This window comes from Brevibacterium sanguinis (genome assembly GCF_039528855.1).
Taxonomy (GTDB): domain Bacteria; phylum Actinomycetota; class Actinomycetes; order Actinomycetales; family Brevibacteriaceae; genus Brevibacterium; species Brevibacterium sanguinis.
In genome coordinates this window covers 212,900-236,703 of sequence record NZ_BAAAMB010000003.1, presented here as the reverse complement: position 1 = coordinate 236,703, position 23,804 = coordinate 212,900, and the positions used below count along the sequence as shown (strand labels likewise).

24 protein-coding genes are annotated in these 23,804 nt (G+C 69.7%); 5 read left to right on the top strand and 19 right to left on the bottom strand.

Going from position 1 to position 23,804, the window contains the following annotated elements:
* Positions 1 to 166 precede the first annotated feature (166 nt).
* Both ABD154_RS03590 and ABD154_RS03585 read left to right on the top strand, forming a co-directional pair.
* Complete coding sequence (locus ABD154_RS03590) at positions 167 to 1,507, top strand: MFS transporter (RefSeq protein ID WP_211978431.1); 1,341 nt, start codon at positions 167 to 169, stop codon at positions 1,505 to 1,507.
* 158 nt (positions 1,508 to 1,665) lie between these two features.
* Positions 1,666 to 2,685: a serine/threonine dehydratase gene (locus tag ABD154_RS03585; protein WP_211978432.1), complete on the top strand. Its 1,020-nt coding sequence runs from the start codon at positions 1,666 to 1,668 to the stop codon at positions 2,683 to 2,685.
* On the opposite strand, the gene ABD154_RS03580 is transcribed toward ABD154_RS03585, so the two are convergent.
* From ABD154_RS03580 to ABD154_RS03540, 9 genes are all read right to left on the bottom strand, one after another.
* Positions 2,678 to 3,079 (bottom strand): NUDIX domain-containing protein, encoded by a 402-nt coding sequence (locus ABD154_RS03580; protein ID WP_211978433.1) that lies wholly within the window; start codon positions 3,077 to 3,079, stop codon positions 2,678 to 2,680. The genes ABD154_RS03585 and ABD154_RS03580 overlap by 8 nt on opposite strands.
* A 16-nt stretch (positions 3,080 to 3,095) precedes the next feature.
* A complete protein-coding gene (locus tag ABD154_RS03575; protein ID WP_211978434.1) occupies positions 3,096 to 3,278 on the bottom strand; it encodes a hypothetical protein in 183 nt (60 codons plus the stop codon).
* Between the two features lie 88 nt (positions 3,279 to 3,366).
* The gene (locus ABD154_RS03570; RefSeq protein WP_171006963.1) at positions 3,367 to 3,531 is read right to left on the bottom strand and encodes a hypothetical protein; all 165 of its coding nucleotides are present in this window, start codon (positions 3,529 to 3,531) and stop codon (positions 3,367 to 3,369) included.
* A gap of 143 nt (positions 3,532 to 3,674) precedes the next feature.
* Positions 3,675 to 4,469 (bottom strand): ABC transporter ATP-binding protein, encoded by a 795-nt coding sequence (locus ABD154_RS03565; protein WP_249120956.1) that lies wholly within the window; start codon positions 4,467 to 4,469, stop codon positions 3,675 to 3,677.
* Between the two features lie 138 nt (positions 4,470 to 4,607).
* A complete protein-coding gene (locus ABD154_RS03560; RefSeq protein WP_198500187.1) occupies positions 4,608 to 5,240 on the bottom strand; it encodes a response regulator in 633 nt (210 codons plus the stop codon).
* The gene (locus ABD154_RS03555; RefSeq protein WP_198500186.1) at positions 5,233 to 6,474 is read right to left on the bottom strand and encodes a sensor histidine kinase; all 1,242 of its coding nucleotides are present in this window, start codon (positions 6,472 to 6,474) and stop codon (positions 5,233 to 5,235) included. The genes ABD154_RS03560 and ABD154_RS03555 overlap by 8 nt, the downstream gene beginning before the upstream one ends.
* A 10-nt stretch (positions 6,475 to 6,484) precedes the next feature.
* Entirely contained in the window at positions 6,485 to 7,357 is an 873-nt protein-coding gene (locus tag ABD154_RS03550) for an ABC transporter permease (RefSeq protein WP_198500185.1), read from the bottom strand.
* Complete coding sequence (locus tag ABD154_RS03545; protein ID WP_344250113.1) at positions 7,354 to 8,322, bottom strand: ABC transporter ATP-binding protein; 969 nt, start codon at positions 8,320 to 8,322, stop codon at positions 7,354 to 7,356. Before ABD154_RS03545 ends, ABD154_RS03550 begins: the two co-directional genes overlap by 4 nt.
* 155 nt (positions 8,323 to 8,477) lie before the next feature.
* A complete protein-coding gene (locus ABD154_RS03540; RefSeq protein ID WP_198500183.1) occupies positions 8,478 to 9,059 on the bottom strand; it encodes a dihydrofolate reductase family protein in 582 nt (193 codons plus the stop codon).
* A gap of 179 nt (positions 9,060 to 9,238) precedes the next feature.
* Between ABD154_RS03540 and ABD154_RS03535 the strand changes: the two genes are divergently transcribed.
* Positions 9,239 to 10,162, top strand: coding sequence for an IclR family transcriptional regulator (locus tag ABD154_RS03535; protein WP_198500182.1), 924 nt, complete (start codon positions 9,239 to 9,241; stop codon positions 10,160 to 10,162).
* A gap of 61 nt (positions 10,163 to 10,223) precedes the next feature.
* On the opposite strand, the gene ABD154_RS03530 is transcribed toward ABD154_RS03535, so the two are convergent.
* The 7 genes from ABD154_RS03530 to glyA all read right to left on the bottom strand — a co-directional run bounded on the left by ABD154_RS03530 (position 10,224) and on the right by glyA (position 18,065).
* Entirely contained in the window at positions 10,224 to 10,478 is a 255-nt protein-coding gene (locus ABD154_RS03530) for a glutaredoxin family protein (protein WP_198500181.1), read from the bottom strand.
* Positions 10,479 to 10,600: 122 nt separating this feature from the next.
* Positions 10,601 to 11,446: a formyltetrahydrofolate deformylase gene (gene purU / locus ABD154_RS03525; RefSeq protein WP_198500180.1), complete on the bottom strand. Its 846-nt coding sequence runs from the start codon at positions 11,444 to 11,446 to the stop codon at positions 10,601 to 10,603.
* A 2-nt stretch (positions 11,447 to 11,448) separates the two neighbouring features.
* On the bottom strand, positions 11,449 to 12,123 hold the full coding sequence (locus ABD154_RS03520) for a sarcosine oxidase subunit gamma (protein ID WP_198500179.1): 675 nt from the start codon (positions 12,121 to 12,123) through the stop codon (positions 11,449 to 11,451).
* A complete protein-coding gene (locus tag ABD154_RS03515) occupies positions 12,116 to 15,100 on the bottom strand; it encodes a 2Fe-2S iron-sulfur cluster-binding protein (RefSeq protein WP_344250109.1) in 2,985 nt (994 codons plus the stop codon). Before ABD154_RS03515 ends, ABD154_RS03520 begins: the two co-directional genes overlap by 8 nt.
* Entirely contained in the window at positions 15,097 to 15,393 is a 297-nt protein-coding gene (locus ABD154_RS03510; RefSeq protein ID WP_198500177.1) for a sarcosine oxidase subunit delta, read from the bottom strand. Before ABD154_RS03510 ends, ABD154_RS03515 begins: the two co-directional genes overlap by 4 nt.
* A 15-nt stretch (positions 15,394 to 15,408) precedes the next feature.
* The gene (locus ABD154_RS03505; RefSeq protein WP_344250106.1) at positions 15,409 to 16,626 is read right to left on the bottom strand and encodes a sarcosine oxidase subunit beta family protein; all 1,218 of its coding nucleotides are present in this window, start codon (positions 16,624 to 16,626) and stop codon (positions 15,409 to 15,411) included.
* Positions 16,626 to 18,065 carry a serine hydroxymethyltransferase gene (glyA, locus tag ABD154_RS03500; protein ID WP_269780031.1) on the bottom strand — a complete coding sequence of 480 codons (1,440 nt, stop codon included), beginning with the start codon at positions 18,063 to 18,065 and terminating at the stop codon, positions 16,626 to 16,628. Before glyA ends, ABD154_RS03505 begins: the two co-directional genes overlap by 1 nt.
* 180 nt (positions 18,066 to 18,245) lie before the next feature.
* Between glyA and ABD154_RS03495 the strand changes: the two genes are divergently transcribed.
* A complete protein-coding gene (locus ABD154_RS03495) occupies positions 18,246 to 18,908 on the top strand; it encodes a GntR family transcriptional regulator (protein ID WP_198500175.1) in 663 nt (220 codons plus the stop codon).
* A 6-nt stretch (positions 18,909 to 18,914) separates the two neighbouring features.
* Here ABD154_RS03495 and ABD154_RS03490 read toward each other — a convergent pair whose 3' ends face one another.
* Positions 18,915 to 19,493: a TetR family transcriptional regulator gene (locus tag ABD154_RS03490; protein ID WP_198500174.1), complete on the bottom strand. Its 579-nt coding sequence runs from the start codon at positions 19,491 to 19,493 to the stop codon at positions 18,915 to 18,917.
* Between the two features lie 84 nt (positions 19,494 to 19,577).
* On the opposite strand from ABD154_RS03490, the gene ABD154_RS03485 reads away from it, so the two are divergent.
* A complete protein-coding gene (locus tag ABD154_RS03485) occupies positions 19,578 to 20,543 on the top strand; it encodes an alpha/beta hydrolase (protein ID WP_198500173.1) in 966 nt (321 codons plus the stop codon).
* A 196-nt stretch (positions 20,544 to 20,739) separates the two neighbouring features.
* On the opposite strand, the gene ABD154_RS03480 is transcribed toward ABD154_RS03485, so the two are convergent.
* Together ABD154_RS03480 and ABD154_RS03475 are read right to left on the bottom strand one after the other, a co-directional pair.
* Positions 20,740 to 23,523, bottom strand: coding sequence for a cytochrome b/b6 domain-containing protein (locus tag ABD154_RS03480; RefSeq protein ID WP_198500172.1), 2,784 nt, complete (start codon positions 23,521 to 23,523; stop codon positions 20,740 to 20,742).
* A 1-nt stretch (position 23,524) separates the two neighbouring features.
* Positions 23,525 to 23,804 (bottom strand): electron transfer flavoprotein subunit alpha/FixB family protein (locus ABD154_RS03475; RefSeq protein WP_344250100.1); only part of this gene is annotated, 280 nt, incomplete at its 5' end.

Below are 23,804 nucleotides of genomic sequence, written 5' to 3'. Positions count from 1 at the left end.
TAATTGTCATCGGGGTTAACGCGGGTGGTGCGGGTCACCTCGGTGGACTATGATCATCCGTATTAACTGACCAAACAGTCACCAAAGGTCGCCTCCTCGCCGCTCACCGGAGACCGGCAGGGACCCTGCGACCTGCGGGCCCCGGATTTCAACGGAGAGATCACCCATGTCCACCACGACACCATCGGCGACGCCGATCACCCGCGAGGAGCGCAAAGTCCTCGCCGGCACCCTCGTCGGCACCACCATCGAGTGGTACGACTTCTTCATCTACGCGCAGGCCGCGGGCCTCATCCTCTCGGTGCAGTACTTCGGTCCGCTCGCCGCCGACAATCCGGCGCTCGGCCAGATCATGGCGTGGGCGTCCCTGGGGATCTCGTTCCTCTTCCGCCCGCTCGGCGCGATCATCGCCGGCCACCTCGGTGACCGGATCGGACGCAAGCGGATGCTCGTCCTCACACTCATCCTCATGGGCGCGGCGACCTCGCTCATCGGTCTGCTGCCGACGTACGCGGCGATCGGCGTCGCCGCCCCCATCCTGCTCACCCTCCTGCGGATCCTCCAGGGATTCTCCGCCGGCGGCGAATGGGGCGGGGCGGCGCTGCTCTCCGTCGAGCACGCCCCCGATGCCAAGCGCGGCATCTTCGGGGCCTACCCGCAGATCGGCGTGCCCGTGGGCATGATCCTCGCGACCGGCGTCATCTGGATCCTCACCACGGTCCTCACGCCCGAGCAGTTCGCGAGCTTCGGCTGGCGGATCCCGTTCCTCTTCTCCGTCGTCCTCGTCCTCGTCGGCTACTACATCCGCAAACAGGTCGAGGAGAGCCCCGTCTTCGCCGAACTCGCCGAGCGCCGCGCCGAATCCTCGGCCCCGCTGGGCACCCTGTTCAGGAAGAACACGAAGGAGGTCGTGCTCTCGGCGATCATCTTCATCGGCAACAACGCCGTGGGCTACATGATCATCGCGTTCTTCGCCGCCTACGCCTCACGCCCCATCGCCGAGGGCGGCACCGTCGGCCTCGACCGCGCGCCGGTGCTGCTGGCGACGACGCTCGCGAGCTTCGGCTGGCTGATCTTCACGATGTGGGGCGGGGCGCTGTCGGACCGGCTCGGGCGCGTGCGCACCTTCCAGATCGGCTACATCCTCCTCATCCTCTGGCTCATCCCGACGTTCCTCATGATCGACGCTGCGAACATCTGGATGTACGGCATCGGCATCTTCGTCCTCACCGTCGGCATGGGTCTGAGCTACGGCCCGATGTCGGCGATGTACGCGGAGATGTTCCCGCCCCAGGTGAGGTACTCGGGCGTGTCGATCGGCTACGCGCTCGGCGCGATCCTCGGCGGCGCGTTCGCCCCGACCATCGCAGAGACCCTGCTCGCGCGGACCGGCAACTCCCTGTCGATCGCGATCTACCTCACCATCGTCTGCGTCATCTCGCTCATCGGCGTCAGCCTCGTCAAGGAGACGAAGGGCACCCCGCTGCGCGTGCCCAAGCACCACTGACGCGGGATCGTCCACAGCGGGATCCTCGCCCACAGCGTGATCTGCGCCGAGGCGGCCGACCGTAGCCGTGCCACCTCAGCACCCGGCCCGATCCGCGATTCGATCCCGTGCGTCTAGGGTGGAGAGACACGTCAGTGACGATCACCGAGGAGGCGCCCATGACCGAGCCCACCCGCACCCGGCTCGACTATCCCGACATCGAAGCGGCCGCCGAGCGGATCACCGGTCGCGTGCGCGCGGTGTCCGTGGCCGCCGCGCAGCACGGCCGTCGCCCCGAGGCCGAGACCGACACCGGGGCGACGTGGGTGGCGCTGCCGACCGCCGACCCCGCGGCCGCCGGGCTCTACTTCGCGCTCGAGTTCATGCAGTACACGGGGACCTTCAAGGCCCGCGGTGCGCAGAACTTCATCCGTGCCCACCTCGACGATGGCTCGTTCCCCGCCGCCGGGGTGACGATCGCCTCCGGTGGGAACGCCGGCCTCGCGTGCGCGTGGGCCGCCCGGGAGGCCGGGGTGCGGGCGACCGTCTTCGTGCCCGAGACCGCCCCGGCCGTCAAGGTCGACCGGCTGCGGTCCTACGGCGCCGATGTCCGGCTCGTCGGATCGGAGTACGCCGAGGCGGCCGCGGCCTGCGCGGAGTTCGCTGAGTCGTCGGGAGCGCTGGCGTCCCATGCGTACGACGATCCGCTCATCGCCGCGGGCGCCGGCACGGTGTTCACGGAGATCCTCGCCCAGGTGCCCGATCTCGACACCGTCGTCGTCTCGGTCGGCGGGGGCGGACTCTTCGCCGGGGTCGCGACGGCGGCGACGTTCCACGGGGTGCGCACGGTTGCGGTCGAACCGCAGGGGTCGCGCGCCTTCAATGCCGCGCTCGAGGCCGGTGCTCCCGTCGACGTCACCGTCGATTCCGTCGCCGCCGATTCCCTCGGCGCACGGTGCGCGACGCCGCTCGCACTCGCGGCGGCGCAGACCGACCTCGTCACCTCGGTGCTCGTCAGCGATCCGGACATCATCGCGGCCCGCCGTCATCTGTGGGCCGAGCACCGACTCGTCGTCGAGCACGCGGCGGCGACCGCGCTCGCCGGGGTCCACAGCTCGGGCGGGTACACGCCGGAACCCGGCGAGAAGGTCGCGGTCGTCCTCTGCGGAGCGAACACCGGCCTCGGCGATCTCACCTAGGGTCGAAGACCCGCGCCCGACGCAGATAACCGGCGAGGTCATCGGTGAGGTCGAGGGCGTCGAGTTCGGCGTTGGTGAACCAGCGGGCGTCGGCGGCGTCGTCACCGGCCTGAAGAACGCCGCCGATGACGGTGGCCGCGAAGTCGTGGACGTCGTATTCGCGGCCGTCTGCCGCGGGGATCGTCAGCGACCAGAGCTCGCGGTCGACGCGCACGTCGAGACCGGTCTCTTCGCGCGCTTCCCGGGCGGCCGCCTCGGCGAAGGTCTCCCCGGCCTCGCACTTGCCGCCGGGCACCGACCATTTTCCGCGGCCGGGATCCCGGCCGCGCTGGACGAGCAGCACACGAGCATGCTCGTCGACGATGACGACGCTGGCCGCGCGAATGGTCTCCACGGGTGCCGGGGTGCGGCTACTGCCGGTCCTTCGCGCGGAATGCGCCCTTGAGGAAGGCGTAGACGACGGTCGCGACCGCGACGACGATGAGGGCTTTGACGAGGAACCAGGCGATCGAGAACACGGCATTGACGAGCCACCAGGCAATGATGATCGCGAGAACCGCGCCGACGACGCTCCAGACTGTGCTCATCTTCATGAGTCCAGCCTAGGTCGCCGCGGCAGCCGGCCGCAATGCGCTGCGGGGTGACCCGCCCCGAGGTGACCCACCCCGGGGCGGACGTCAGTCACTCCTCTGCCGGCAGCCCCTCCTTGCGGCGCTCATCCTGCGAACCCGAGTCGTCGACGTCGCCGTCCGTCTCGGCGAAGACCTCGTCGCGCAGATCCTGGCGGTGCTGCTCCTGCTCGAAGCGCTCTTCGCGGAGTTCGTCGTTGTTCTTGTGGTGTCCCATGGCGTCCTCACTTCCCTTGCGTGTCGGGCTGAGCATGCCCGTGCCCACAGTCTGCCCGTCCGCGGCCGGCTTGGCCAGACCCCTTGTCGGATCGCCGCGGGTCGTGCCGAGAGGTGAGCCGCGTCGTCAGGCAGGGAGCGTCGTCACACTCGCGCCCGCACCGTTCGCGCCGACCAGCGTCCGTCGGCGTGCCCGACCGCGATCGGGTGCTCGAACGCCGTCGAGACCGCCTCGGTGGTGAGCACCGCGTCGATCGGTCCAGCGGCCGTGAGCCTGCCGCGGGAGATGAGCACGGCGTGCGAGGTCGTCTCGGGGATCTCCTCAAGATGATGGGTGACGAGCAGCGTGGTGAGCTCCGGCGAGGTCACCGACAGGGCATCGATCGTCTCGAGCAGCTGCTCGCGGGCGGCGACATCGAGTCCGGTGGTCGGCTCGTCGAAGAGGAGGAGCTCGGGGTCGGCGATGAGCGCCCGGGCGACGAGAGCGCGACCCCGCTCCCCCTGGGACAGCACCTGCCACCCGGCGTCGGCACGGGAGGTCAGCCCCACCTCGGCGAGCATCGCAGCGGCGCGCGCGAGGTCGGAGGCGGTCGGCTCCCAGCGCAGAGGTCGCTCGATCGTCCCGGTCAGACCGGTGAGGACGACGTCGCGGACGGGCAGGTTCGACCGCAGCGGATGGCGCGGATTGACGTGGCCGATGTGCCGGCGCAGGGCCGCGAGCTCGACCCGGCCCATCCGCTGCCCGAGGACGTCGACGGTCCCCGAGGTCGGGAACACCTGGGCGCCGGCGAACGAGAGGATCGTCGACTTCCCTGCCCCGTTCGGCCCGAGCAGCACCCAGTGCTCGCCGCGCTCGATCCGCAGGTCGATGCCGTGGAGGATCTTCGTCGCCCCGCGCCGGAACGTCACTGCGCGCAGATCGAGGACTGCTTCGGCCACGGCGCCGCCTTTCATCGTCCGGTCACGGTCGGTTCGAGTCTAGGACCGACGATCGCCGAGGCGGTCGACCGTTTCCGCGATCGTGTTCCGCATCGTGGATGGAAGGCTCGGCGGGCGGCACCGACCCCGCCCGCGACCTTACGGTCCGGGGAGGTACCCAGCCCGCATCGCCTCGAGCACCGCGCGCGTCCGATCCTGCGTGCCGAGCTTCGCGAACGCGCGCACGAGATGGGTCTTCACCGTCGCCTCGGTGATGTGGAGGCGCCTGCCGATCTCGGCATTGCTCAATCCCTCGCCGACCCCGCCGAGGACCTCGATCTCCCGCGGTGACAGCGCCGGCCCGGACGGCGCGCGCAGATGGTTCATCAGGGTCGTCGCCATCCGCGGCGCGAGCACCGTCTCCCCGCGCGCGGCAGCCCGCACCGCACGCACGATCTGGTCGGCACCGCTGTCCTTGAGGAGATAGCCGACCGCACCGGCCTCGACCGCGCGGACGATGTCGGCGTCCTCGTCGTACGTGGTGAGGACGACGACCTTCGTCGCCGGATGCGCCGAGGTGATCGCCGCGGTCGCCGCGGCCCCGTCGAGGCGGGGCATCCGCAGATCCATGAGCACGACGTCGGGGCTCAGGCGCGCCACCGCGGCGAGGCATTCCTGCCCGTCACCCGCCTCGGCGACGACGTCGATGCCGTCCTTCGCGGCCAGCAGCGCGACGAGGCCGCTGCGCACGACCGGATGATCGTCGGCGAGGATCACTCGCACATCAGGCATGTCCGTCCTCACTTCCGGTGCGCGCGACCGTGATGTCGAGGCGGGTGCCCTGCCCGGGCCGGGAGGCGATGGCGAGGTCCGCGCCGATCTCGGCGGCGCGCTGCCGCATCGAGGGCAGTCCGAAGTGGCCGTGTCCGTCGGTCGCGCCCCGGTCGGCGGCGGGATCGAAGCCGATGCCGTCGTCGCTGACGCTCAGGCGCGCTGTGTCCTCATCAGCGGTGAAGGTCACCGTCACCGAGGCGGCCTCGGCGTGCTTGAGGACGTTCGCCAGTGCCTCCTGGAGGCCGCGGAGGACCATGATCTTCTCATTGACGTCGAGTCCGGTCGCGGACTGGTCGATGACGGCCCGCACCTCCATCCGGCCGGGGCTCACCGTCTGCGCTCGGGCACATGTGCGCTCGAGCGCCCCGAGGAACGCGGAGTCGTCCCACCGCTGCTGGCCGGACTGGACGAGCGCTCGGGCCTCGCCGAGGTTGTCGTGGGCGACCCGACGGATCGCGCGCAGGGTTGCCTCCGCCTCGGCGGGCCGGCGCACCTGGTCGAGTCCGGCTTCGGAGAGGAGGACGATCGAGGTGAAGCCCTGCGCGAGGGTGTCGTGGATGTCGCGGGCGACCCTCTCCCGCTCCGCCGCCGCCCCGGCGAGGTGATGGGCGCGGGCGAGCTCGTCCTGGGTGCGCCGCAGCGTCCGCAGCAGCTCGGCACGGTCCTCGCTCTGCCTGATGATCCGATCGATCCACAGCCCCATGGCGAAGCTCGCCGCGCACGGGACCACCACTTGGAGGAAGACATCGACGGGATCGAGACCTCCGGTGCGGATGCCGATCCCCGCGGTGAGTCCCGCGGCGAGGACGATGAAGGCGATGACCACTTCGCGCAGTCCGCCGGAGAACATCCAGATGTGGCCGAGGGCGAAGAAGTACATGAAGGCGCCGTAGGGAGTCAGCATCGTGGCGACGACGAAGCAGACGATGACGATGAGGACATAGGCGCGCCCGCGGTTCGGCGGCGGCCAGTCGGGAATGACGAGCACCGAGTAGGCGACGACGATGACGGCCAAGGGGGCGAGCGCCAGCAGCGCCTCAGGCCAGGGGATGACGACGGCGTAGAAGACCGCGGTGCCCGCGAAGCAGAGATAGAACGCCAGGTGCCACCAGCGCGCAGAGGTCTCGACGACCGAGGCACCGCCCACGGCGTGCAGGTCGGCCCGCGCCGGGAGATCCTCTGCGCTGTCCATACCACTGAGCTTATGAGCCATTCTGCTTCCATTTGAAGGTTTTCATCGCGAGGATCAGTCCGAGCACGAACCACGCGGCGATGATGCCGACGCCCAGCCACGGGTCGGCGGTCTTCATCTCCGGGGCGTCGAACGCCCACTCGGGCAGGAACGCGTATTGGAGTCCCACGGCCGTCCATCGCAGCGGGAAGACCGCGGAGATGCCGAGCAGCCAGTCCGGCAGGAGGCTCGGCAGCATGTAGACGCCGGAGATGAATGAGAGCACCATCGTCGGGACGACGGCGAGGGTGGCACCGGCCTGCTCGGTTCTTGCGACCGAGGCGAGAGCGATCCCGAGCACGGCCCCGGCCGCCGTCGACAGCAGCATGACGCCGACGATGACGGCCCAGCGCAGCGGGTCCGTCGGCAGTGACGCATCGAAGACGAGCGTGGCGACGAGCAGGAGGAGGATGCTCTGGATGATGACGAGGATGAGGGTCATGCCGATCTTGCCGAGGAAGTAGCTGACCTCCGGCAGCGGGGTGGCCGAGAGCCGGCGGATGGTGCCGTTGAAGCGGTCGACGGCGACGTAGCCCGTGAGGTTCTGGAAGCCGCTGAGCGCGGCGCCGACGGCGAGGAGTCCGGGCAGGTAGGTCTGGGCCACGGACAGAGTCTGTCCGTCGGGGCCGGGCAGCGGCGGCATATCGTCGAAGATCGCGCCGAAGAGGAGCATGAGCAGGGCGGGGAAGAAGAGGACGAGGAAGAGGGAGAGATAGTCCTGAGCGAGGACGGCGATCTCGATCTTCGTCCGCTGCCAGCCGAGCGCGAACACCGGCGGACGCCACTGGGGACTGATCGTGGTCGCGGACGGTCGGTCGACCTCGGCGGTGTGCTGTCCGTTCATCGTCGGCTCCTTGCCTCGGTGGTCTCGGGTGATCGTTTGGGAAATGCCGCCGAGGCGGTGCCGGCAGTGCCGCTCGCAGGGCTGTCGACAGCGTCAGCAGCACCGTCGTCGGCGCCGCCGATGAGCTCGACGTAGACGTCTTCGAGGCTCGGCCGCACCACCCGCAGACCGGGGATCTCCGCCGTGTTCGGCGAGGTCAGCGACGCGACGAGAGCCGTCGGGGTCGCTGTGCGCTCGACGCGGTCGACGCCGGTCTCGTCGACCCAGTGCACGCGGGGCACTCGGGCGAGCGGTCCGCCGATGTCGTCAGGGGCACCCTCATCGATGAGCACTCCGTGGTTGATGATGCCGATGCGGTCGGCGAGCGCCTCCGCCTCGTCGAGGTAGTGCGTCGTGAGCACGATCGTCGTGCCGTCGCCGTGGAGTCTGCGGATGAGGTCCCAGAACTGCCGTCTCGAGACCGGATCGAATCCGGTCGTCGGCTCGTCGAGGAAGAGGATCTCCGGGCGACCGACGAGCCCCAGAGCGACGTCGAGGCGGCGGCGCTGCCCACCGGAGAGGCGGGTGACCTTGTCGTTCGCCTTCTCGGTCAGGCCGACGGCGGCGATGAGCTCGTCGACATCGGCCGGGTGCGGGTAGATGTGCGCGAGCTGGCCCATGGTCTGGGCCACGGTGAAGTGGGAGCCGTCGGTGGCCTCCTGGAGGACGACGCCGATGCGGGATCGGAACGCGGCGGGCGCGTCGTAGGGGACGAATCCGAGGACGGAGATCTCCCCGGAGGTCGGCTTCAGGGCCCCGTCGAGCATGTCGACCGTCGTCGACTTCCCTGCCCCATTGGGTCCGAGGAGGCAGTAGCACTCGCCGACGCCGATCGTGAGGTCGATCCCGTCGACGGCGTTGAACGGGTCCTGCTTGGGTCTCCGGTAGGTCCGGACGAGGTCTCGGGCGGTGATTGCGTGAGCCATGGTTCCATCCTCGGCGCACCGGGATCCGTCCGAAACGCCCGAGCAGTGGACGACCGCTGTCCCCCGATCGGTGGACACAAGCGTTCAGGACCGCGCCGAGGCGGCTCGCCCTCCCGCTGTCAGTGCAGGTGAACCAGCCAGTGCAGGTGAGACGCTCAGTGCAGGTGGGGCCGGTAGATGAGCTCCTGGGTGCGTCCGTCGAGGGTGCGGCAGTAGAGGAGTTCGAGGTCGAAGTCCTCGGCGCCGTCGAAGATCGGTTCGGTTCCGGTGCGGCCGGTCAGGGCGGGGAAGATCGTCACCTGCAGGCGGTCGACGAGGCCGGCGTCCATGAGTGCGCGGTTCATCGCGAGACTGCCGTGGGAGCGCAGCGGCACATCGGAGCTCTCCTTGAGCCGGGTGACGACCTCGACGGCATCGCCGCGCACCAATGTCGCGTCGGGCCAGTCGAGCGGTTCGCTCAGCGTGTTCGAGATGACCGTGGTCGGGAGGTTGCGCATCTCGGTCACCCACGGGTCGAAGACCTCGGAGTCCTCGCCGGCCGCGGCGATCATCGCGGCGAACGCCCGGTACGTGTTCGCCCCGAGGACGAGCCGCTGGTCACCGGAGTACTCGCCGAGGCGCTCCTCGAGGAGTTCGGGACCCTGCTTGCCCCAGTAGCCGCCCCAGTCGGATTCCTCGGAGACGGTGGCGCGCGAGTTGAGGCTGCTGAACACGTCGAACGTGTAGGTGGCGGTCATGGCGGTCCTCCCAATGCAGCGGTGCATGTGGTTGTCGAGTGGTTCGAGACTAGCCCCCGATCCGCCTCGGCGATAGGGGTGCGGGGCAGGACGGCGAGCAGTGTCCGCTCTGCCGTCGCCGAGGTTCCACATCATGGATCTTCCGTGGTGGGGCCGCCTCGGCGCGCGATAATCGGATCATGGTCACTGGCGTGGATCCCGAGGACATCGGTCGGATGAAGATGCGGGGGAAGATCCTGCGCCGGTCCGCCTCGTTCAACGTCGCCCACGCCGTCGACGACCTCGAGCCGGGCACCGGGGCGCAGAGCATCCAGCGGGCGCTGTCGCTCCTGGGGCTCGTCGGTCTGCTGGCCAGCGACGGGAAGAACGGGGCGAGCCTGTCGGAGATCGCCTCGATCAGCGGCCGGCCGAAGGCGAGCGTCCACCGGATGCTCCAGGCGCTCATCGCGATGGGCTATGTCGAGCGCCTCGATGAGGGCGGGTACCGCCTCGGCGTGCAGTCGCAGATCCTCGGGCAGCTCGCGCAGAAGTCCGTCGACCCCCTCGTCATCGAGTCCGAATCGAGTCTGCTCCGGCTCGCCGAGATCACCCAGGACACCGCGTTCCTCACCCTGCGCACCGGCAGCTATTCGATCTGCGCGCGGCGCGAGGAGGGCTTCGGGGAGATCTTCAACAACGCCCTCGCCGTCGGCGACCGGCATCCGCTGGGCATCGGAGCCGGCAGTCTCGCGATCATGGCGGAGCTTCCCGGCGCCGAGGTGGACGCCCTGTTCGCGGCGAACGAGCAGATCCTCGCGCAGCGGTATCCGAAGGTCCGCATCGACCAGCTCCGCGACATCATCGACCAGGCCCGCATCGACGGCTTCGTCCACAACCCCGGACTGTTCGCGCAGGGGTCGTGGGCCGTGGGAGTCGCGCTCAAGGTCCGCGGGGAGCGCCCGCGCGCTGCTCTGTCGATCGCCTCGATCGCCGATCGCGTCACCGGTCAGCGGGTCGAGCACCTCGTCGCCCTGCTCCGTCGGGAGGCGAAGATCATCGCCGAGGCGCTCGCCGCCGACGCGGAGCCGGGGAGCTCGTCCTCGTCTGCCGAGACGGACAGTTAGCGCCGAGACGGACAGTCAGAAGTGTCGGTCTCGGCGCTGAGTGGCGGTCTCAGTGCGGACTTCAGAGCAGGGCGAGGTCCTTGAGCTTGGTCTCGACCTCGGGGTTGGTCGGCTCGACCTGGTGGGAACCGTCCGGGTAGACGACGACCGGGATGTTCGTCCGGCCCGAGATCGCCTTCGCATCGTCGGCCCGCTCCGGTTCGGCGACGAGATCGATGTAGTCGAAGTCGATGCCGAGTTCGGTCAGCTGCTTCTTCGTGCGCCGGCAGTCGCCGCACCATTCCGCTCCGTACATCGTGATGGTGTTCTCAGCCATGCTCAACCTTTCGTGTGAGGCGCTCCCGCCGGAGTCGACCGGCGCATTCATGCGAACCGCAGCCGCGGCCAGACTATTCCGCCCGCCGGGCTTGAGCGCCGCAGTCGCCTGCGACCCCGCCCCTACCGGAGGACGACGGTGCGCTTCCCGTTGAGGAACACCCGGCCCTCGCAGTGCCAGCGCACCGCGTTCGACAGTGCCTTGCATTCGGTGTCGCGGCCGGCGGCGACGAGATCCTGCGGACCGAAGGCGTGGTCGACCTCGGTGACGGCCTGGGCGATGATCGGCCCCTCATCCAGCTCGCTGTTGACGAAGTGGGCGGTCGCGCCCACGGTCTTCACTCCCCGCTCGTACGCCTGGTGGTAGGGCTTCGCCCCCTTGAACGAGGGGAGGAACGAGTGGTGGATGTTGATCGCCCGCCCCGTGAGCTCACGGGCCAGATCGTCGGAGAGGACCTGCATGTACCGGGCGAGGACGACGAGGTCGATCTCGAACCGGTCGACGAGGTCGAGCAGCTTGGCCTCGGCCTCCGGTTTCGTCTCCGCGGTCACCGGGATCCGGAAGAACGGCACGTGATGCCATTCGACGAGCTCCCGATGGTCAGGATGGTTCGACACGACCGCGGCGATCTCGACGGGCAGCTCCCCGATCCGGGCGCGGAAGAGGAGATCGTTGAGGCAGTGCTCGAACTTCGAGACCATGATGAGGACTCGGCGCTTCTCCCCCTTCGGCCAGAGGTTCCACGAGGCATCGAGGTCCCCGGCGACCGCCTCGATCTCACTGCGCAGGTCCTCGAGCGCCTCAGTCTCGAGCTCGAACTCGACGCGGAGGAAGAACCGCCTGCTCAGCGCGTCGTCGAACTGCTTGAGCTCCCTGATGTCACCGCCGTGTTCGAGCAGCGCCCCGGTGAGTGAGTGGACGATTCCCCGACGCTCATCGCATTCGAGGGAGAGGACGTATTCCGGCATGCTCAGCCCTTCCGATCGTGGTTCGCGGCCCCGGTGACCCCAGCGGCCCCAGACGCTCCGGAAGCCCCGGAGCCCCCGGTGAACTCGGCCATCCCGTCGAGCAGCCACCGCACCATGAAGTCGGCGAAGCTCGAGCGCGGCAGCACGCGGAACTCCTCCTCCCCCGACCGGTGGAGGAGGACGGGCACCGGCCCGAGCTGCGTGACGATCGCCGTCCCGACAGGAAACGCCCGCGGGTGGAGGTCGGCGCGGCAGCTCTTCTCGAGCACGGTCCGGGCCCGTGGCCCCGTGAGCTCGAGGATCGTCCGGTTCGCCGAGAGCTCGACGACCTGCCCGGGCAGTCCCTCGAGCGCGGCCTCGGCGGCGTCGGTCTCCCCCGGGCGCTGCGTGGCCGCGACGTCGACGGTGAGGAATTCGTCGGGGCTCAGCCACAGCGTGTGCCGCCCGGCCGCCTCCCCGGTCACCTCCCCGACGGCCTCAGGCAGAGTGATCCCCAGCGCGGATCCGATCGCCCGCGCCGAGGCGGTCCCCGGCACTGCGCGCACGCCGATCTGGACGGCGAAAGGACGTTCCCGCAGCCCCACCTCGGCGGTGCTCGCCTCAGCCATCGCCTCGGCGAGGTGGGCGGCCGGGGACACCCGCAGGTCATCGAGGACGGTGTCGGTGGTCTCAGCCATCGCGCCGGTCTCCTTCCGGATCGTAGAACACAGGTGAGGTGATCTCGACGTCGATGACCGTGTCACCGAGCGGTGACCGGACGATCTCGCCGAGGCGGTTGCGACCGTTCTCCACGAGCGCGAGCCCGAACGGCCTGTCCAGGGTCGGGGACAGATATGACGAGGTGACGTGCCCGATCATCGGCACCGGGCCGTCCTCAGGGGTGATCGGGGTGTCCGCGGCGACGAGCTGCGCGCCCTCGATCAGCCGGGTCTCTCCGTCGACGGGGAGCACCCCGACGAGGTGCTTGCGGTCCTCCCGCGCGGTGTCGACGCGGGTGTACGAGCGTTTGCCGATGAAGTCCTTGACCTTCGAGACGATCCACTCCATCCCCGCATCGGCCGGGGTGACGGTCCCGTCGGTGTCCTGCCCGACGATGATGAACCCCTTCTCCGCGCGCAGCACGTGCATCGTCTCCGTGCCGTACGGGGTGATGTCGAACTCGGCTCCCGCCTCGGCGACCATCTCCCACACGGCCAGCCCGTAGAAGGCTTCGACGTTGATCTCGAACGCGAGCTCACCGGAGAACGAGATCCGGCAGATCCGCGCCGGGATCCCGTTCGCCAGCGTCGTGTGCCGGAACTCCATGAAGCCGAACGCCTCATTGGACACGTCGAGGTCGGGGGCGACCTGGGCGATGACCTCCCGCGACTTCGGTCCGGCGACGGCGACGGTCGCCCATTCCTCCGTCACCGAGGTGAAGACGACGTCGAGCTCGGGCCATTCCGTCTGGTGCCATTCCTCAAGCCAGTCGAGGACCTTCGCCGCCCCGCCGGTCGTCGTCGTCATGTAGTACCGGTCCTCGGCCACGCGCAGGGTCACCCCGTCGTCGAAGATCATCCCGTCCGGGGTGCACATGAGCCCATAGCGGGCCTTGCCGACCCCGAGCTTGGCGAACCCGTTCGTGTAGATCCGCCCGAGGAACCTCCCGGCATCGGTGCCGCGGATCTCGATCTTGCCGAGCGTCGACGCGTCCTGGAACCCGACGGACTCCCGCACCGCCCGGCATTCGCGCAGCACCGCGGCGTCCATGTCCTCCCCCGGCTGCGGGTAATACCACGGCCGCTTCCACTGCCCGACGTCCTCGAACTCCGCCCCGTGGGCGACATGCCACGGATGGATCGACGTGACCCGAGCGGGATCGAAGAGCTCCCCCTTGCGCCGCCCGGCCAGCGCCGCGAACGCGACCGGGGTGAAGGGGGCGCGGAACGTCGTGTGGCCGACCTCGCCGAGGTTGTCCTCCCCGAGCACCGAGGCGATCGTTCCGATCGTGTTGACCGCCGAGGTCTTGCCCTGGTCGTTGGCCGTCGAGATCGACGTGTACCGCTTGATGTGCTCGACCGAGCGCATGCCGGCGTTCATCGCCCGGAGGATGTCGGCGACGCTCTGGTCGCGCTGGAAATCGACGAAGTGCGTGGTCAGCGCGCCGGGATCGTCCTCGGCCGAGGTGACCGCCCACAGGGGTCGATGAGGTGCGGGGGCCGTGTCGGGCGTGTCGGGGCGCGGGATGGTCAGCTCGGCGTCGAAGCCGGTGGCCGCCGCGGCGGCGTGGCCTGCCTCCGCGCCCTGCCGCAGCGCCGAGGCGAGCGCATAGTCCCCGGTCATCGCCCCGACCGTGGCCTGGTCGCGGACGGGGGCGGTGGGCACGAAGGCGGCGATGTCGGCGTCCCAGGCGATAGGGCCGCGCCGCTGACCGTGGAGGTGGATGACCGGCGAGTGGCCGCCGGAGACGGCGAGGAGGTCGACGGCGATGTCCTCGCCGCCGGGTGCGGCGACCGCGTCGTCATCGAGCGCGGAGACGGTGATCCCCGAGATCCGTCCGGCCGGGCCCTCTCCTGCCGTGCCGGTGACCGCGGCGCCGAGGATGAGGCGCACACCGGTGTCGGCGGCGACCTGGGAGGCCCGCGCCGAGGCGGTGGCGCGGGAGTCGATGACGGCGACGACCTCGACTCCGACGGCGGTGAGGTCACCGACGAGGTCGTAGGCGGAGTCGTTCGTCGTCGCGATCGCCACCCGCTGCCCGGCGACGACGCCGTAGCGACCCAGGTAGGTCCGCACGGCGGAGGCGAGCATGATGCCGGGACGGTCGTTGTCGGCGAAGACGATGGGACGTTCGTGCGCTCCGGTGGCGAGGACGACCTGACCGGCACGGATGTGCCACACGCGCTGCCGGGGCCCCGCCTCGGCGCCGGTGCGGTCCTCGAGGGCGACGAAGTAGTTCGAGTCGTAGCTGCCGAAGACGGTCGTGCGGGGAACGTAGGTGAACTCCTCGGCGGCGGTCGCCTCGGCGAGGGTCGAGGTGATCCACTCCGGGGCCGGCACCCCGTCGATGGCCTCGGCGGGAGCGACGAGGAGCGCCCCGCCGGGGACGGGTTCGTCGTCGAGGAGGAGGACGCGGGCCCCTGACTTCGCGGCCTCCCGGGCGGCGGCGAGCCCGGCGGGACCGGCACCGACGACGAGGACGTCGGTGTGGGTGTGCGTGTGCTCGTAGACGGCGTCGTCGCGGCCGGGGTCGAGGATGCCGAGCCCGGAGAGGTAGTCGGCCTCCATGCCCTCGCGGATGAGGACGCGGGTTGCCGGGAGCATCGATTCGGCCACCTCGGCGCTGTCGGGGGCGTGGACGCGGACGAGGGCGTTGGGCTCCTCGACCCCGGCGCCCAGGATTCCCCGCGGCCGGTCGAGATACGTCGAGTTCCCGCAGTCGAGGCGGCCGGCGGCGATGAGGGCACTGGCGATCGTGTCCCCGGCGAACCCGGTGAAGGTCCGGCCGTCGACGCGGAAGGTCAGCGGCCGGGTGCGGTCGATGCCGGTCGCGTGCGGGAGACGCTCGCGCTGCCCGGTCGCTGACGCGCTGGTCGCGGCGTCCGAGCCGGTGCCGGTCGCAGCGTCCGAGCCTGCGGGCGACCCAGCGTGAGAGTCGGTGTGCGTCGAGGTCATCGCTTGAGGCCTCCTTCGAATTCGGCGGGCCGCGGCTGTCCCATCGGGTAGACGGCGGCGAAGTCATAGGTCACGGTGTCGCGGATCGCGTTGAACCACTTCCGGCAGCCGAGGCTGTGGCACCAGCGTTCGGCGAAGAGCCCGCGGTCGTTGTCGCGGTAGAAGAGGTATTCGGCCCATTCGCGGTCGGTGAGCGCGTACGGATCCTCCGGGTAGGGCACGTGCGCCTGACCTCCGTAGGCGAATTCGGATTCGTCGCGGGCCCCGCAGTTCGGGCAGGTGATGAGCAGCATGGCAGTCCCTCTCCCTCAGTGGGCCACGGCGGCGGCGCCGTGTTCGTCGATGAGATGGCCGGTCTCGAACCGGTCGAGTGCGAACGGGGCGTTGAGCGCGTGCGGCTCGTCATTGGCGATGGTGTGGGCGAACGTGAAGCCCGCCCCCGGGGTGCCCTTGAACCCGCCGGTCCCCCATCCGCAGTTGACGTAGAGGCCGTCGACTTCCGTCTTCGACACGATCGGGGACGCGTCGAGGGTGACGTCGACGATTCCGCCCCACGTCCGCAGGACATGCGCGCGGGCGAAGATCGGGAAGAGCTCGACGGCGGCGGCGAGCTGCTCCTCGATGATGTGGAAGCCGCCGCGCTGCCCGTAGCCTTTGTACGAGTCGACGCCGGCGCCCATGACGAGTTCGCCCTTGTGGGCCTGGGAGACGTAGACGTGGACGTGGTTGGACATGACGACCGTCGGGTGGACGGGCTCGAAGAGCTCGGAGACGAGCGCCTGCAGCGGGTGGGATTGGATGGGCACGCGGATGCCGGCCATGGCGGCGACCACCGAGGTGTGGCCGGCGACGGCGATCGCGACCTTCTCCGTGGCGATCCGCCCGAGGTTCGTCTCGACGCCGATGACCTGGTCGCCGTCGCGGTAGACGTCGGTGACCTCGCAGTTCTGGATGATGTCGACGCCCATCGCGTCGGCCTTGCGGGCGAACGCCCAGGCGACGTGGTCGTGCTTGGCGATGCCCGCCCGCGGCTGGTACGTCGCCCCCATGACGGGGTAGCGCAGGTCGTCGCCGATGTTGATGATCGGGCAGACCTCCTTGACCTGGCTCGGGTCGAGCCATTCGGCATCGATGCCGTTGAGGACGTTGGCACCGACGCGGCGCTGCGACTCCCGGACGTCGCCGAGCGTGTGGGCGAGGTTGAGCACGCCGCGCTGGGAGAAGAGGAAGTCGTAGTCGAGCTCCTCGGGCAGCTGCTCCCAGAGACGGAGCGAGTGCTCGTAGATCGCCGCGGACTCGTCCCACAGGTAGTTCGAACGGATGATCGTCGTGTTCCGGGCCATGTTGCCCCCGGCCAGCCACCCGCGCTCGAGGATCGCGATGTTCGTCATCCCGTGGTTCTTCGCGAGGTAGTACGCGGTCGCGAGTCCGTGTCCCCCGCCGCCGACGATGACGGCGTCGTAGGAGGCCTTCGGCTCGGGATTGCGCCACAGGAAGTCGGGGTGTTCGGGCAGGTGGTCGGCCATCAGCGTGCTCCGATCGGGGTGAGGTGCGGGTAGAGCGGGTGGTCGGCGGCGAGGCGGGAGACCCGGGCGCCGAGGTCGTCGATCGTCTCCTGGCTCGGTCCGTCTTCGTCGGTGCCGGCGGTGAGGACCTCGGCGATGATGTCGGCCACCTCGGCGAAGGCGGCGGACCCGAAACCGCGGCTGGCGAGCGCAGGCGTGCCGATGCGCAGCCCCGAGGTGACCATGGGCGGACGCGGATCGTTCGGCACGGCGTTGCGGTTGACGGTGATCCCGATCCGCGCGAGGAGATCCTCGGCCTGCGCCCCGTCGAGGACGGAGTCGCGGAGGTCGACGAGGACGAGGTGGACGTCGGTGCCGCCGGTGACGATCGTGATGCCGCGCTCCGCCACGTCATCCTCGCCGAGGCGGCGGGCGAGTTCGGCGGCGCCGGCGAGGGTCCGGCGCTGTTTGTCGGCGAACTCCTCGGTCGCGGCCAGCCCGAAGGCCACGGCCTTGCCGGCGATGACATGTTCGAGCGGTCCGCCCTGCTGACCGGGGAAGACGGCCGAATTCACCTTCTTCGCCACCTCGGCGTCATTGGTCAGGATGATACCGCCGCGGGGACCGCCGAGGGTCTTGTGCGTCGTCGAGGTGACGACGTGGGCGTGCGGCACCGGGGAGGGGTGGAGGCCCGCGGCGACGAGGCCGGCGAAGTGGGCCATGTCGACCATGAGGTAGGCGCCGACCTCGTCGGCGATGCGCCGGAACTCGGCGAAGTCGAGCTGCCGCGAGTACGCCGACCACCCGGCGACGATGAGCTTCGGCTGGTGCTCGCGGGCCAGACGGGCGACCTCGGCCATGTCGACGCGGTGGGTGTCGTCGTCGACGCCGTAGGCGACGATGTCGTAGAGGCGACCGGAGAAGTTGAGCTTCATCCCGTGGGTGAGGTGGCCGCCGTGGGCGAGGTCGAGGCCGAGGACGGTGTCGCCGGGACGGATGAGGGCGTGCATCACCGAGGCGTTGGCCTGGGCACCGGAGTGCGGCTGGACGTTCGCGAAGGCCGCCCCGAAGAGGTCCTTGACCCGGGCGATCGCGAGACGCTCGACCTCGTCGACGAATTCGCAGCCGCCGTAGTAGCGCCGGCCCGGGTAACCCTCGGCGTACTTGTTCGTCAGCACCGAGCCCTGCGCCTCCATGACGGCGGTGGCAGTGTGGTTCTCCGAGGCGATCATCTCCAGGCCCTCGCGCTGACGGCCGAGTTCGGCGTCGATGAAGCCGGCGATCTCCGGGTCGAGCTGCGCGAGCGGAGTGCTCAGCTCCTCGGGGGCGCGACTGGGGAAGTCGGTGGGCAGGGCCGCTGTCGTTCCGGCACCCGGGGGCTGCGGCGTCCCGGACTCGGTCCCAGGCGTTCCAGGCGTCCCGGACTGCGCGTCCGCGGTTCCTGCGAGCTGCTCGGTCATGCGATCTCCCTCGATCGTTAATCGTCAACTAATATATCAGCTGTGTTCCTGTAGTCTAGGCGCAGAATTTCAGCCGTGGCAATGGGTGTGGGAGAACTTTTCCCCGACCTGGCCACCCGGCCTGTCCACCCGCCCGGGCCGCACCGCCCGGGCCGGCTCGACGACGCATGGAGGAGTGGGATGACAACGACGGCGGACACCTCGGCGAGCAGCTCGTCTCTGGCCGACCGCGCGTACGAGGCGCTGCGTCATCGGCTCGTCATGCTCGACATCGCTCCCGGTGACGTCATCAACGAGGCGGCGCTGAGCGCCGAACTCGAGGTCGGGCGCACCCCGATCCGCGAGGCCCTCAAACGCCTCGAGGGGGCCCACCTCGTCGTGTCCTACCCGCGACGCGGGACGTTCGCGGCCAATGTCGACATCACGGACCTCGCGGCGATCACGGAGATGCGCCAGGCGCTCGAGCCCATTGCCGCCACGCGTGCCGCCCGGAACATCACGCCGGAGCTGCGCGAGGAGTTCGCGGCGACGATCGCCGAACTCGGCGAGCTCAGGGCCGGCCTCGACGCACGCACCCTCATCGAACGCGACCTCGAGGTCCACCGCCTCATCTACCGCGCCGTCGACAACATCCACCTCCAGGAGACGCTCGTGCGCCTCGACGACCTCGCCACCCGGATCTGGTGCCTCGTCCTGCCGAAGATCCCCGACCTGCTCGGCCACATCCGCGAGCACATCTCCCTGCTCGAGGGCATCCTCGCCGGCGACGAACTCGCCGTCAGCGCGCTGGCCGGCGAACACGTCCGCGAATTCGAGGCCACCGTCCGCAAGGCCCTCGCATAGAGGCGCTCACATCCCCGGGGTGAGCACTCCCATCGCCCGATCGAGGTCGTCGGCGATGCCCTCGGCGCCGGTGGCGCGCGCCTGCCGCATCGCGACCGTCAGCGCTGCCCCGCATGCTCGGGCGAGCATCTGCGCCCTCACCTCGGCGACTCCGCGGGAGACGAGAACGGCGGAGAGCGCCTCGGCGAGGATGTCGACCTTCGCGACGAATGCCGCGCGCAGGGACGGCGTGGAATCGACGACCTCGTCGAGGGCATAGCTGTCGGTGCGCCGCGCAGGATCGGCGTAGTGGTCGACGACGCCAGTCAGCGACGCGCGCAGCGAGGTCCACGGCTCCTCGTCGGCGGGACGCTCCATGAGCGCGACGACGATCCCCTCGCCCATCGCCGTCCACTTCCCCGCGAGGACGTCCTCCTTCGACGGGAAGTAGCGGAAGAACGTGCGCCGCGACATCCCCGAGGCGGCGGCGAGGTCGTCGACGGTCGTCGCCTCGTAGCCGCGCTCGCGGAACAGTCGGAGGGCGACCGCCATGATGTCCTCCTGGATGAGGAGGCGCTTGCGATCGCGCAGGGAGGGCAGGTCCATTCCAGCATTGTACGCACGGGCCAGTATTGACACTCAGTGTCATTTCTGTCGTAAGGTGTTGTCATCGTCGACGTGAGGACACGCATGGCAAGCGCAGCGCTCTATCAGAATCAGCAGGCGTGGCAGGACCTCCAGGAGTTCCTGCCCGAGCGATTGCGACTCGACGAGACCTCCGCTCCCGACGAGGAGTTCTGGGGGTGGCGGGGGCACTGGATCCATCTTGATCGCTATCGCCGACCCGATGCGAAGGCCCGTGTCATCCTCCACCACGGCGTCGGGACGAACGGTCGCCAGATGTCGCTCATCCTCGGTGCTCCGCTGGCCCGGCAGGGCTATGACGTCGTCGCGCTCGACAATCTCGGCTACGGGATGACGCGGGTCGAGTCCGGGTACACGCCGTCGTATGCCGACTGGGTCGACATGGTCATCGACTTCCTCGCCGCCGAGCAGGCGCGGGACCCGAAGCCCACGGTGCTCTACGGCCTGTCGGCCGGCGGCATGCTCGCCTACCATGTCGCCGCGAAGGCCGCACCGGGTGCTCTGAGGGGCATCGTCGGCATGACATTCCTCGATCAGCGCCATCAGGAGGTCGTCGATTGGACGGCGCGCAGCCTCATCACCGCCCGTCTCGGCATGCCCTGGGTGCGCCTCATGGCGAGGACTCCGCTGAAGAGCATCCGCTACCCGATGCGTCTGGCGTCGAAGATGTCGGCGTTAGCCAACGACCCGGGCGCGATGAAGGTCTTCCTCGCCGATGCGACCTCGGCGGGCAATGCGATGTGGCTGCGCTTCCTCGCCGACTACGCCACGTACGTCCCGGCCGTCGAGCCGGCGGACTTCGATGCGTGCCCCGTCCTCCTCACCCAGCCCGGCGAGGACCGGTGGACCCCGCGGGATCTGTCGACGCCGGTCGTGTCCCGACTCGATCCGGAGCTGTTCTCCGAGGTCATCCTCGACCGCGCAGGTCACTTCCCTCTCGAGGAGCCCGGACTGCAGCAGCTCGAGGAGGCCGTCGTCGAGTTCGTCGAGCGCGTGCGCATCCCCGCCTGACTGCCAGCGCCCTGGAATTCTGCGCCAGGTTCATGGCGCCCCTGGGATTCCGCGCCAGGTTCATGGCGAAATTCGCGTCGAGATCGCCATGGACCTGGCGCACAATCGCAGTGGAGGCGGCGCAGACCGAATTTTCCCGCAGAAACACGAGTGCCCCGAGTGACGTGATCTCACTCGGGGCCCTCTGACATGTGTCCTACCTGCTCGACACCCTGCCGAAGAGGTTCGCGATCGGTGCGAGCACAAGCGGTCTGGCGGCGAACCATGCGCCGACGACGACGGCCACCGCCACGAGGAACCAGATGACGCCCGCCCAGCCCAGGACGTTCGTCCCGGCGAACATGTAGCCGAGGTTCTGCCGCAGTCCGGTCGTGAAGACCAGGAACACGTGGACGGCGATGAAGAACACGAAGAAGATCATCGTCGGGAAGTGGATCGCCCGCGCCAGCGGGGCCGGGTAGATCTTATTCAGCGTCGTCGCGTTCTTCGGCCACCACTCGCTCATGCGCACACCTGTGATCGCGGCCAGGGGGGCGGCGATGAAGACGACGATGAAGTACATGAGCTGCTGGAGCGAGTTGTAGTTGACCCACGCGTCCTCCATCGGCCATTCCAGGGTCATGTACTGCAGCATTGCCGAGAGGGCATTCGGGAAGACCTCCCAGCTGGTCGGCACGATGCGCGCCCAGTGGCCGGACACGAAGAGGAGGACGACGAAGACGACGCCGTTGAGCAGCCAGAGAACGTCGAGGCTCGTGTGCAGCCACAGGTTGATGCTGATCTTCTTCCCGCCGTTCTTCGGCGTGTAGAACGCCGGAGGCTTCTGCTGGTGACGCACCTGCAGACCCGTGCGGATGATGAGCACCATGAAGAAGAAGTTGAGGAAGTGCGTCCACCGCGCCCACGCCGGGAAGCCCGGTTCGACGAAGTCGGGCAGGTGGTATTCGCCCGGGTAGCGCTCGAGGAATCCCGGCACACCGGGCAGAGTCGTGACTCCGCGTGCGGCGAGGATGAGGATGCCTGCGGCGACGATGAGCCCACCGAGTCCGAGCGACCCGAGACCGATCCACTGTCCCAGCGACTTCGACCCGATCATGATCGGATCGCGCTTGGCGGGTGCGGCGGAGGCGGGCTTGTCGGAGGCGGGTTTCGCCGAGGTGGTCGACTTCGCGGCCGTGGACCCCCCGGTCGACTTCGCGGCCGTCGAGTCCGCGGTGGACTTCGCCGCTGTTCCCGCCGAGGCGGTCGCTGCGGCCGCCGTCGACCCTGCGGCTGCCGGTTTCGCACCGGTTGCCGCGGCGGGGGTCTTCGCCGCCGGCTTCTCGGCCGGTTTCGTCGCCGGTCCGCCGGTCTTCGGCAGTCCGGTCCGTCCCGCGGGCTTGTCGCCGGGCTTGCCGGTGTCGGGGCCGGTGGACTTCGGCAGGCCCGTCCTGGTCTTCGGCAGACCTGTGCGGCCCGCAGGCTTGGCGGGTTCGTCCGCCGCCGCCTCCGTGTCGGCGCTGCCCTTCTCCGCGGTGTCTCCACTCGCCGAGGCGGCAGCACCGGCGGCCACGGCGCCGGCAACCCCAGCACCGGCAGCTGCGGCAGGGACTCCCGCGGTGCTTGCTGCGTCGGTGGTGTCCGCTGCACCGGTGGCATCGGCCGCTGGTGCAGTCTTCGGCTGCGCATCGGTGGGCGCGGTGGCCGTTGCCGGGGCGAAGCCTTCGGGCGGCCAGGGGTCGCCGCCGGCGGTGCGCGGCAGACCGCGGCGCAGCGGAACATCGCTGAGCTCGGCGGCCGACGCAGTTGTCGCCCCACCGGCGGCAGGTGCCGCGGCAGCGGGAGCAGCTCCACCAGCACCTGCCGAGGCAGCGGAAGTGGTCTCTGTCGCGGTCACAGTGTCCGCAGGCACACCGTCCGCGGCGGCAGAGTCAGCAGCCTGGTCACCGGCAACGGGTGTTCCGGACTCAGCGGTCGCGGCAGGAGGCGTTGCACTCGCCGAGGGTCCCTTGACCCCCGCAGGGGCGAGGCCCTCCGGCGGCCATGCGTCCCCACCTGACCGGCGAGGCAGCCCACGGCGCAACGGCACCGATGCGGCGTCTTCTCCGGCAGAGGCAGCGGCGACGCCGGCTCCGGCAACGCCTGCCCCGGCGGCAGCGCCCGCGCCTGCCACAACAGCAGCGGCGTCGGTCTCCTCTGCGCCGGAGGTGGTCTCGGTCGGCTCTGCACCCGCAGCAACGCCCTGGCCTGACGCTTCCTCGGCGGACGTTTCATCGGTGCTGGAGGTCTGCTCGACGACGGCTTCTCCGCCACCGGTTTCCGACGCACCAGGTTCGATCGGCGCACCGGGCTCGGCCGGCGCGGCACCAGCGGCAGCAGCACCACCGGCCTGCCTCGGCGCCTTGACTCCGGCGGGGGCAAACCCTTCCGGCGGCCATGCCTCTCCACCGCTCACGCGGGGAAGTCCACGGCGCAGGGGCACCTCGGCCGCGGGGGCCGAATCCGCCGCGCCTGCTCCAACAGCTGCACCGGCACCCGCGCCGGCAGCGACATCCTGTGCGCCGGCATCGCTCGAGGCACCTGCGTCGCTCAAGGCACCAGCGTCGGTCGACGCACCGGCAGGCACCTCGACGTCGGCCCCACCGTCGGCCTCAACGGCGACGGTCTCGTCGACTCCGGAGTCAAGACCAGGTTCGACACCGGTCGCATCCGGTTCGACGGAGCCCACGGTCGAGGTCTCGGCAGCAGTCACCTCGGTGACGGCACCCGAATCGACGGCAACCCCAGATTCGACGGCGCCCGCAGAATCGACGGGAGCGCCAGCATCAACGCCACCCGCAGAATCAACCGCACCCGCAGGCTCAGCAGCGCCCGCCTCGGCGCTCACCCATTCCCGGGATTCCCACTCGACAGCCTGACCCACCGTGCCCTCCGGCGGCCACGGATCGCCGCCGGAGACCCGGGGCAGACCCGAGCGCAGCGTGTTGGAGAAGGTGGCCATATCAGCCCTGTTTCGCTTTCAGGGTCTCGACGGCCTGGGGGACGACCTTGAAGAGGTCGCCGACGACGCCGAAGTCGGCGATGTCGAAGATCGGCGCTTCGCCGTCCTTGTTGACCGCGACGATCGTCTTCGAGGTCTGCATGCCCGCCTTGTGCTGGATCGCCCCGGAGATGCCGAGCGCGACGTAGAGCTGCGGGGACACGGACACACCGGTCTGGCCGACCTGGTGGGACTGCGCGATGTAGCCGGCGTCGACCGCGGCGCGCGAGGCGCCGACAGCG

What these genes read in the sequence shown, in the direction of transcription:
- ABD154_RS03480 (WP_198500172.1), bottom strand. Translation starts at nt 23,523, where the DNA reads ATGGCCACCTTCTCCAACACGCTGCGCTCGGGTCTGCCCCGGGTCTCC.
- ABD154_RS03560 (WP_198500187.1), bottom strand. Translation starts at nt 5,240, where the DNA reads ATGCCTGATGTGCGAGTGATCCTCGCCGACGATCATCCGGTCGTGCGC.
- ABD154_RS03490 (WP_198500174.1), bottom strand. Translation starts at nt 19,493, where the DNA reads ATGGACCTGCCCTCCCTGCGCGATCGCAAGCGCCTCCTCATCCAGGAG.
- ABD154_RS03590 (WP_211978431.1), top strand. Translation starts at nt 167, where the DNA reads ATGTCCACCACGACACCATCGGCGACGCCGATCACCCGCGAGGAGCGC.
- ABD154_RS03555 (WP_198500186.1), bottom strand. Translation starts at nt 6,474, where the DNA reads ATGGACAGCGCAGAGGATCTCCCGGCGCGGGCCGACCTGCACGCCGTG.
- ABD154_RS03530 (WP_198500181.1), bottom strand. Translation starts at nt 10,478, where the DNA reads ATGGCTGAGAACACCATCACGATGTACGGAGCGGAATGGTGCGGCGAC.
- ABD154_RS03485 (WP_198500173.1), top strand. Translation starts at nt 19,578, where the DNA reads ATGGCAAGCGCAGCGCTCTATCAGAATCAGCAGGCGTGGCAGGACCTC.
- ABD154_RS03510 (WP_198500177.1), bottom strand. Translation starts at nt 15,393, where the DNA reads ATGCTGCTCATCACCTGCCCGAACTGCGGGGCCCGCGACGAATCCGAA.
- ABD154_RS03535 (WP_198500182.1), top strand. Translation starts at nt 9,239, where the DNA reads ATGGTCACTGGCGTGGATCCCGAGGACATCGGTCGGATGAAGATGCGG.
- ABD154_RS03550 (WP_198500185.1), bottom strand. Translation starts at nt 7,357, where the DNA reads ATGAACGGACAGCACACCGCCGAGGTCGACCGACCGTCCGCGACCACG.
- ABD154_RS03575 (WP_211978434.1), bottom strand. Translation starts at nt 3,278, where the DNA reads ATGAAGATGAGCACAGTCTGGAGCGTCGTCGGCGCGGTTCTCGCGATC.
- purU (WP_198500180.1), bottom strand. Translation starts at nt 11,446, where the DNA reads ATGCCGGAATACGTCCTCTCCCTCGAATGCGATGAGCGTCGGGGAATC.
- ABD154_RS03585 (WP_211978432.1), top strand. Translation starts at nt 1,666, where the DNA reads ATGACCGAGCCCACCCGCACCCGGCTCGACTATCCCGACATCGAAGCG.
- ABD154_RS03495 (WP_198500175.1), top strand. Translation starts at nt 18,246, where the DNA reads ATGACAACGACGGCGGACACCTCGGCGAGCAGCTCGTCTCTGGCCGAC.
- ABD154_RS03520 (WP_198500179.1), bottom strand. Translation starts at nt 12,123, where the DNA reads ATGGCTGAGACCACCGACACCGTCCTCGATGACCTGCGGGTGTCCCCG.
- ABD154_RS03570 (WP_171006963.1), bottom strand. Translation starts at nt 3,531, where the DNA reads ATGGGACACCACAAGAACAACGACGAACTCCGCGAAGAGCGCTTCGAG.
- ABD154_RS03545 (WP_344250113.1), bottom strand. Translation starts at nt 8,322, where the DNA reads ATGGCTCACGCAATCACCGCCCGAGACCTCGTCCGGACCTACCGGAGA.
- glyA (WP_269780031.1), bottom strand. Translation starts at nt 18,065, where the DNA reads ATGACCGAGCAGCTCGCAGGAACCGCGGACGCGCAGTCCGGGACGCCT.
- ABD154_RS03515 (WP_344250109.1), bottom strand. Translation starts at nt 15,100, where the DNA reads ATGACCTCGACGCACACCGACTCTCACGCTGGGTCGCCCGCAGGCTCG.
- ABD154_RS03540 (WP_198500183.1), bottom strand. Translation starts at nt 9,059, where the DNA reads ATGACCGCCACCTACACGTTCGACGTGTTCAGCAGCCTCAACTCGCGC.
- ABD154_RS03505 (WP_344250106.1), bottom strand. Translation starts at nt 16,626, where the DNA reads ATGGCCGACCACCTGCCCGAACACCCCGACTTCCTGTGGCGCAATCCC.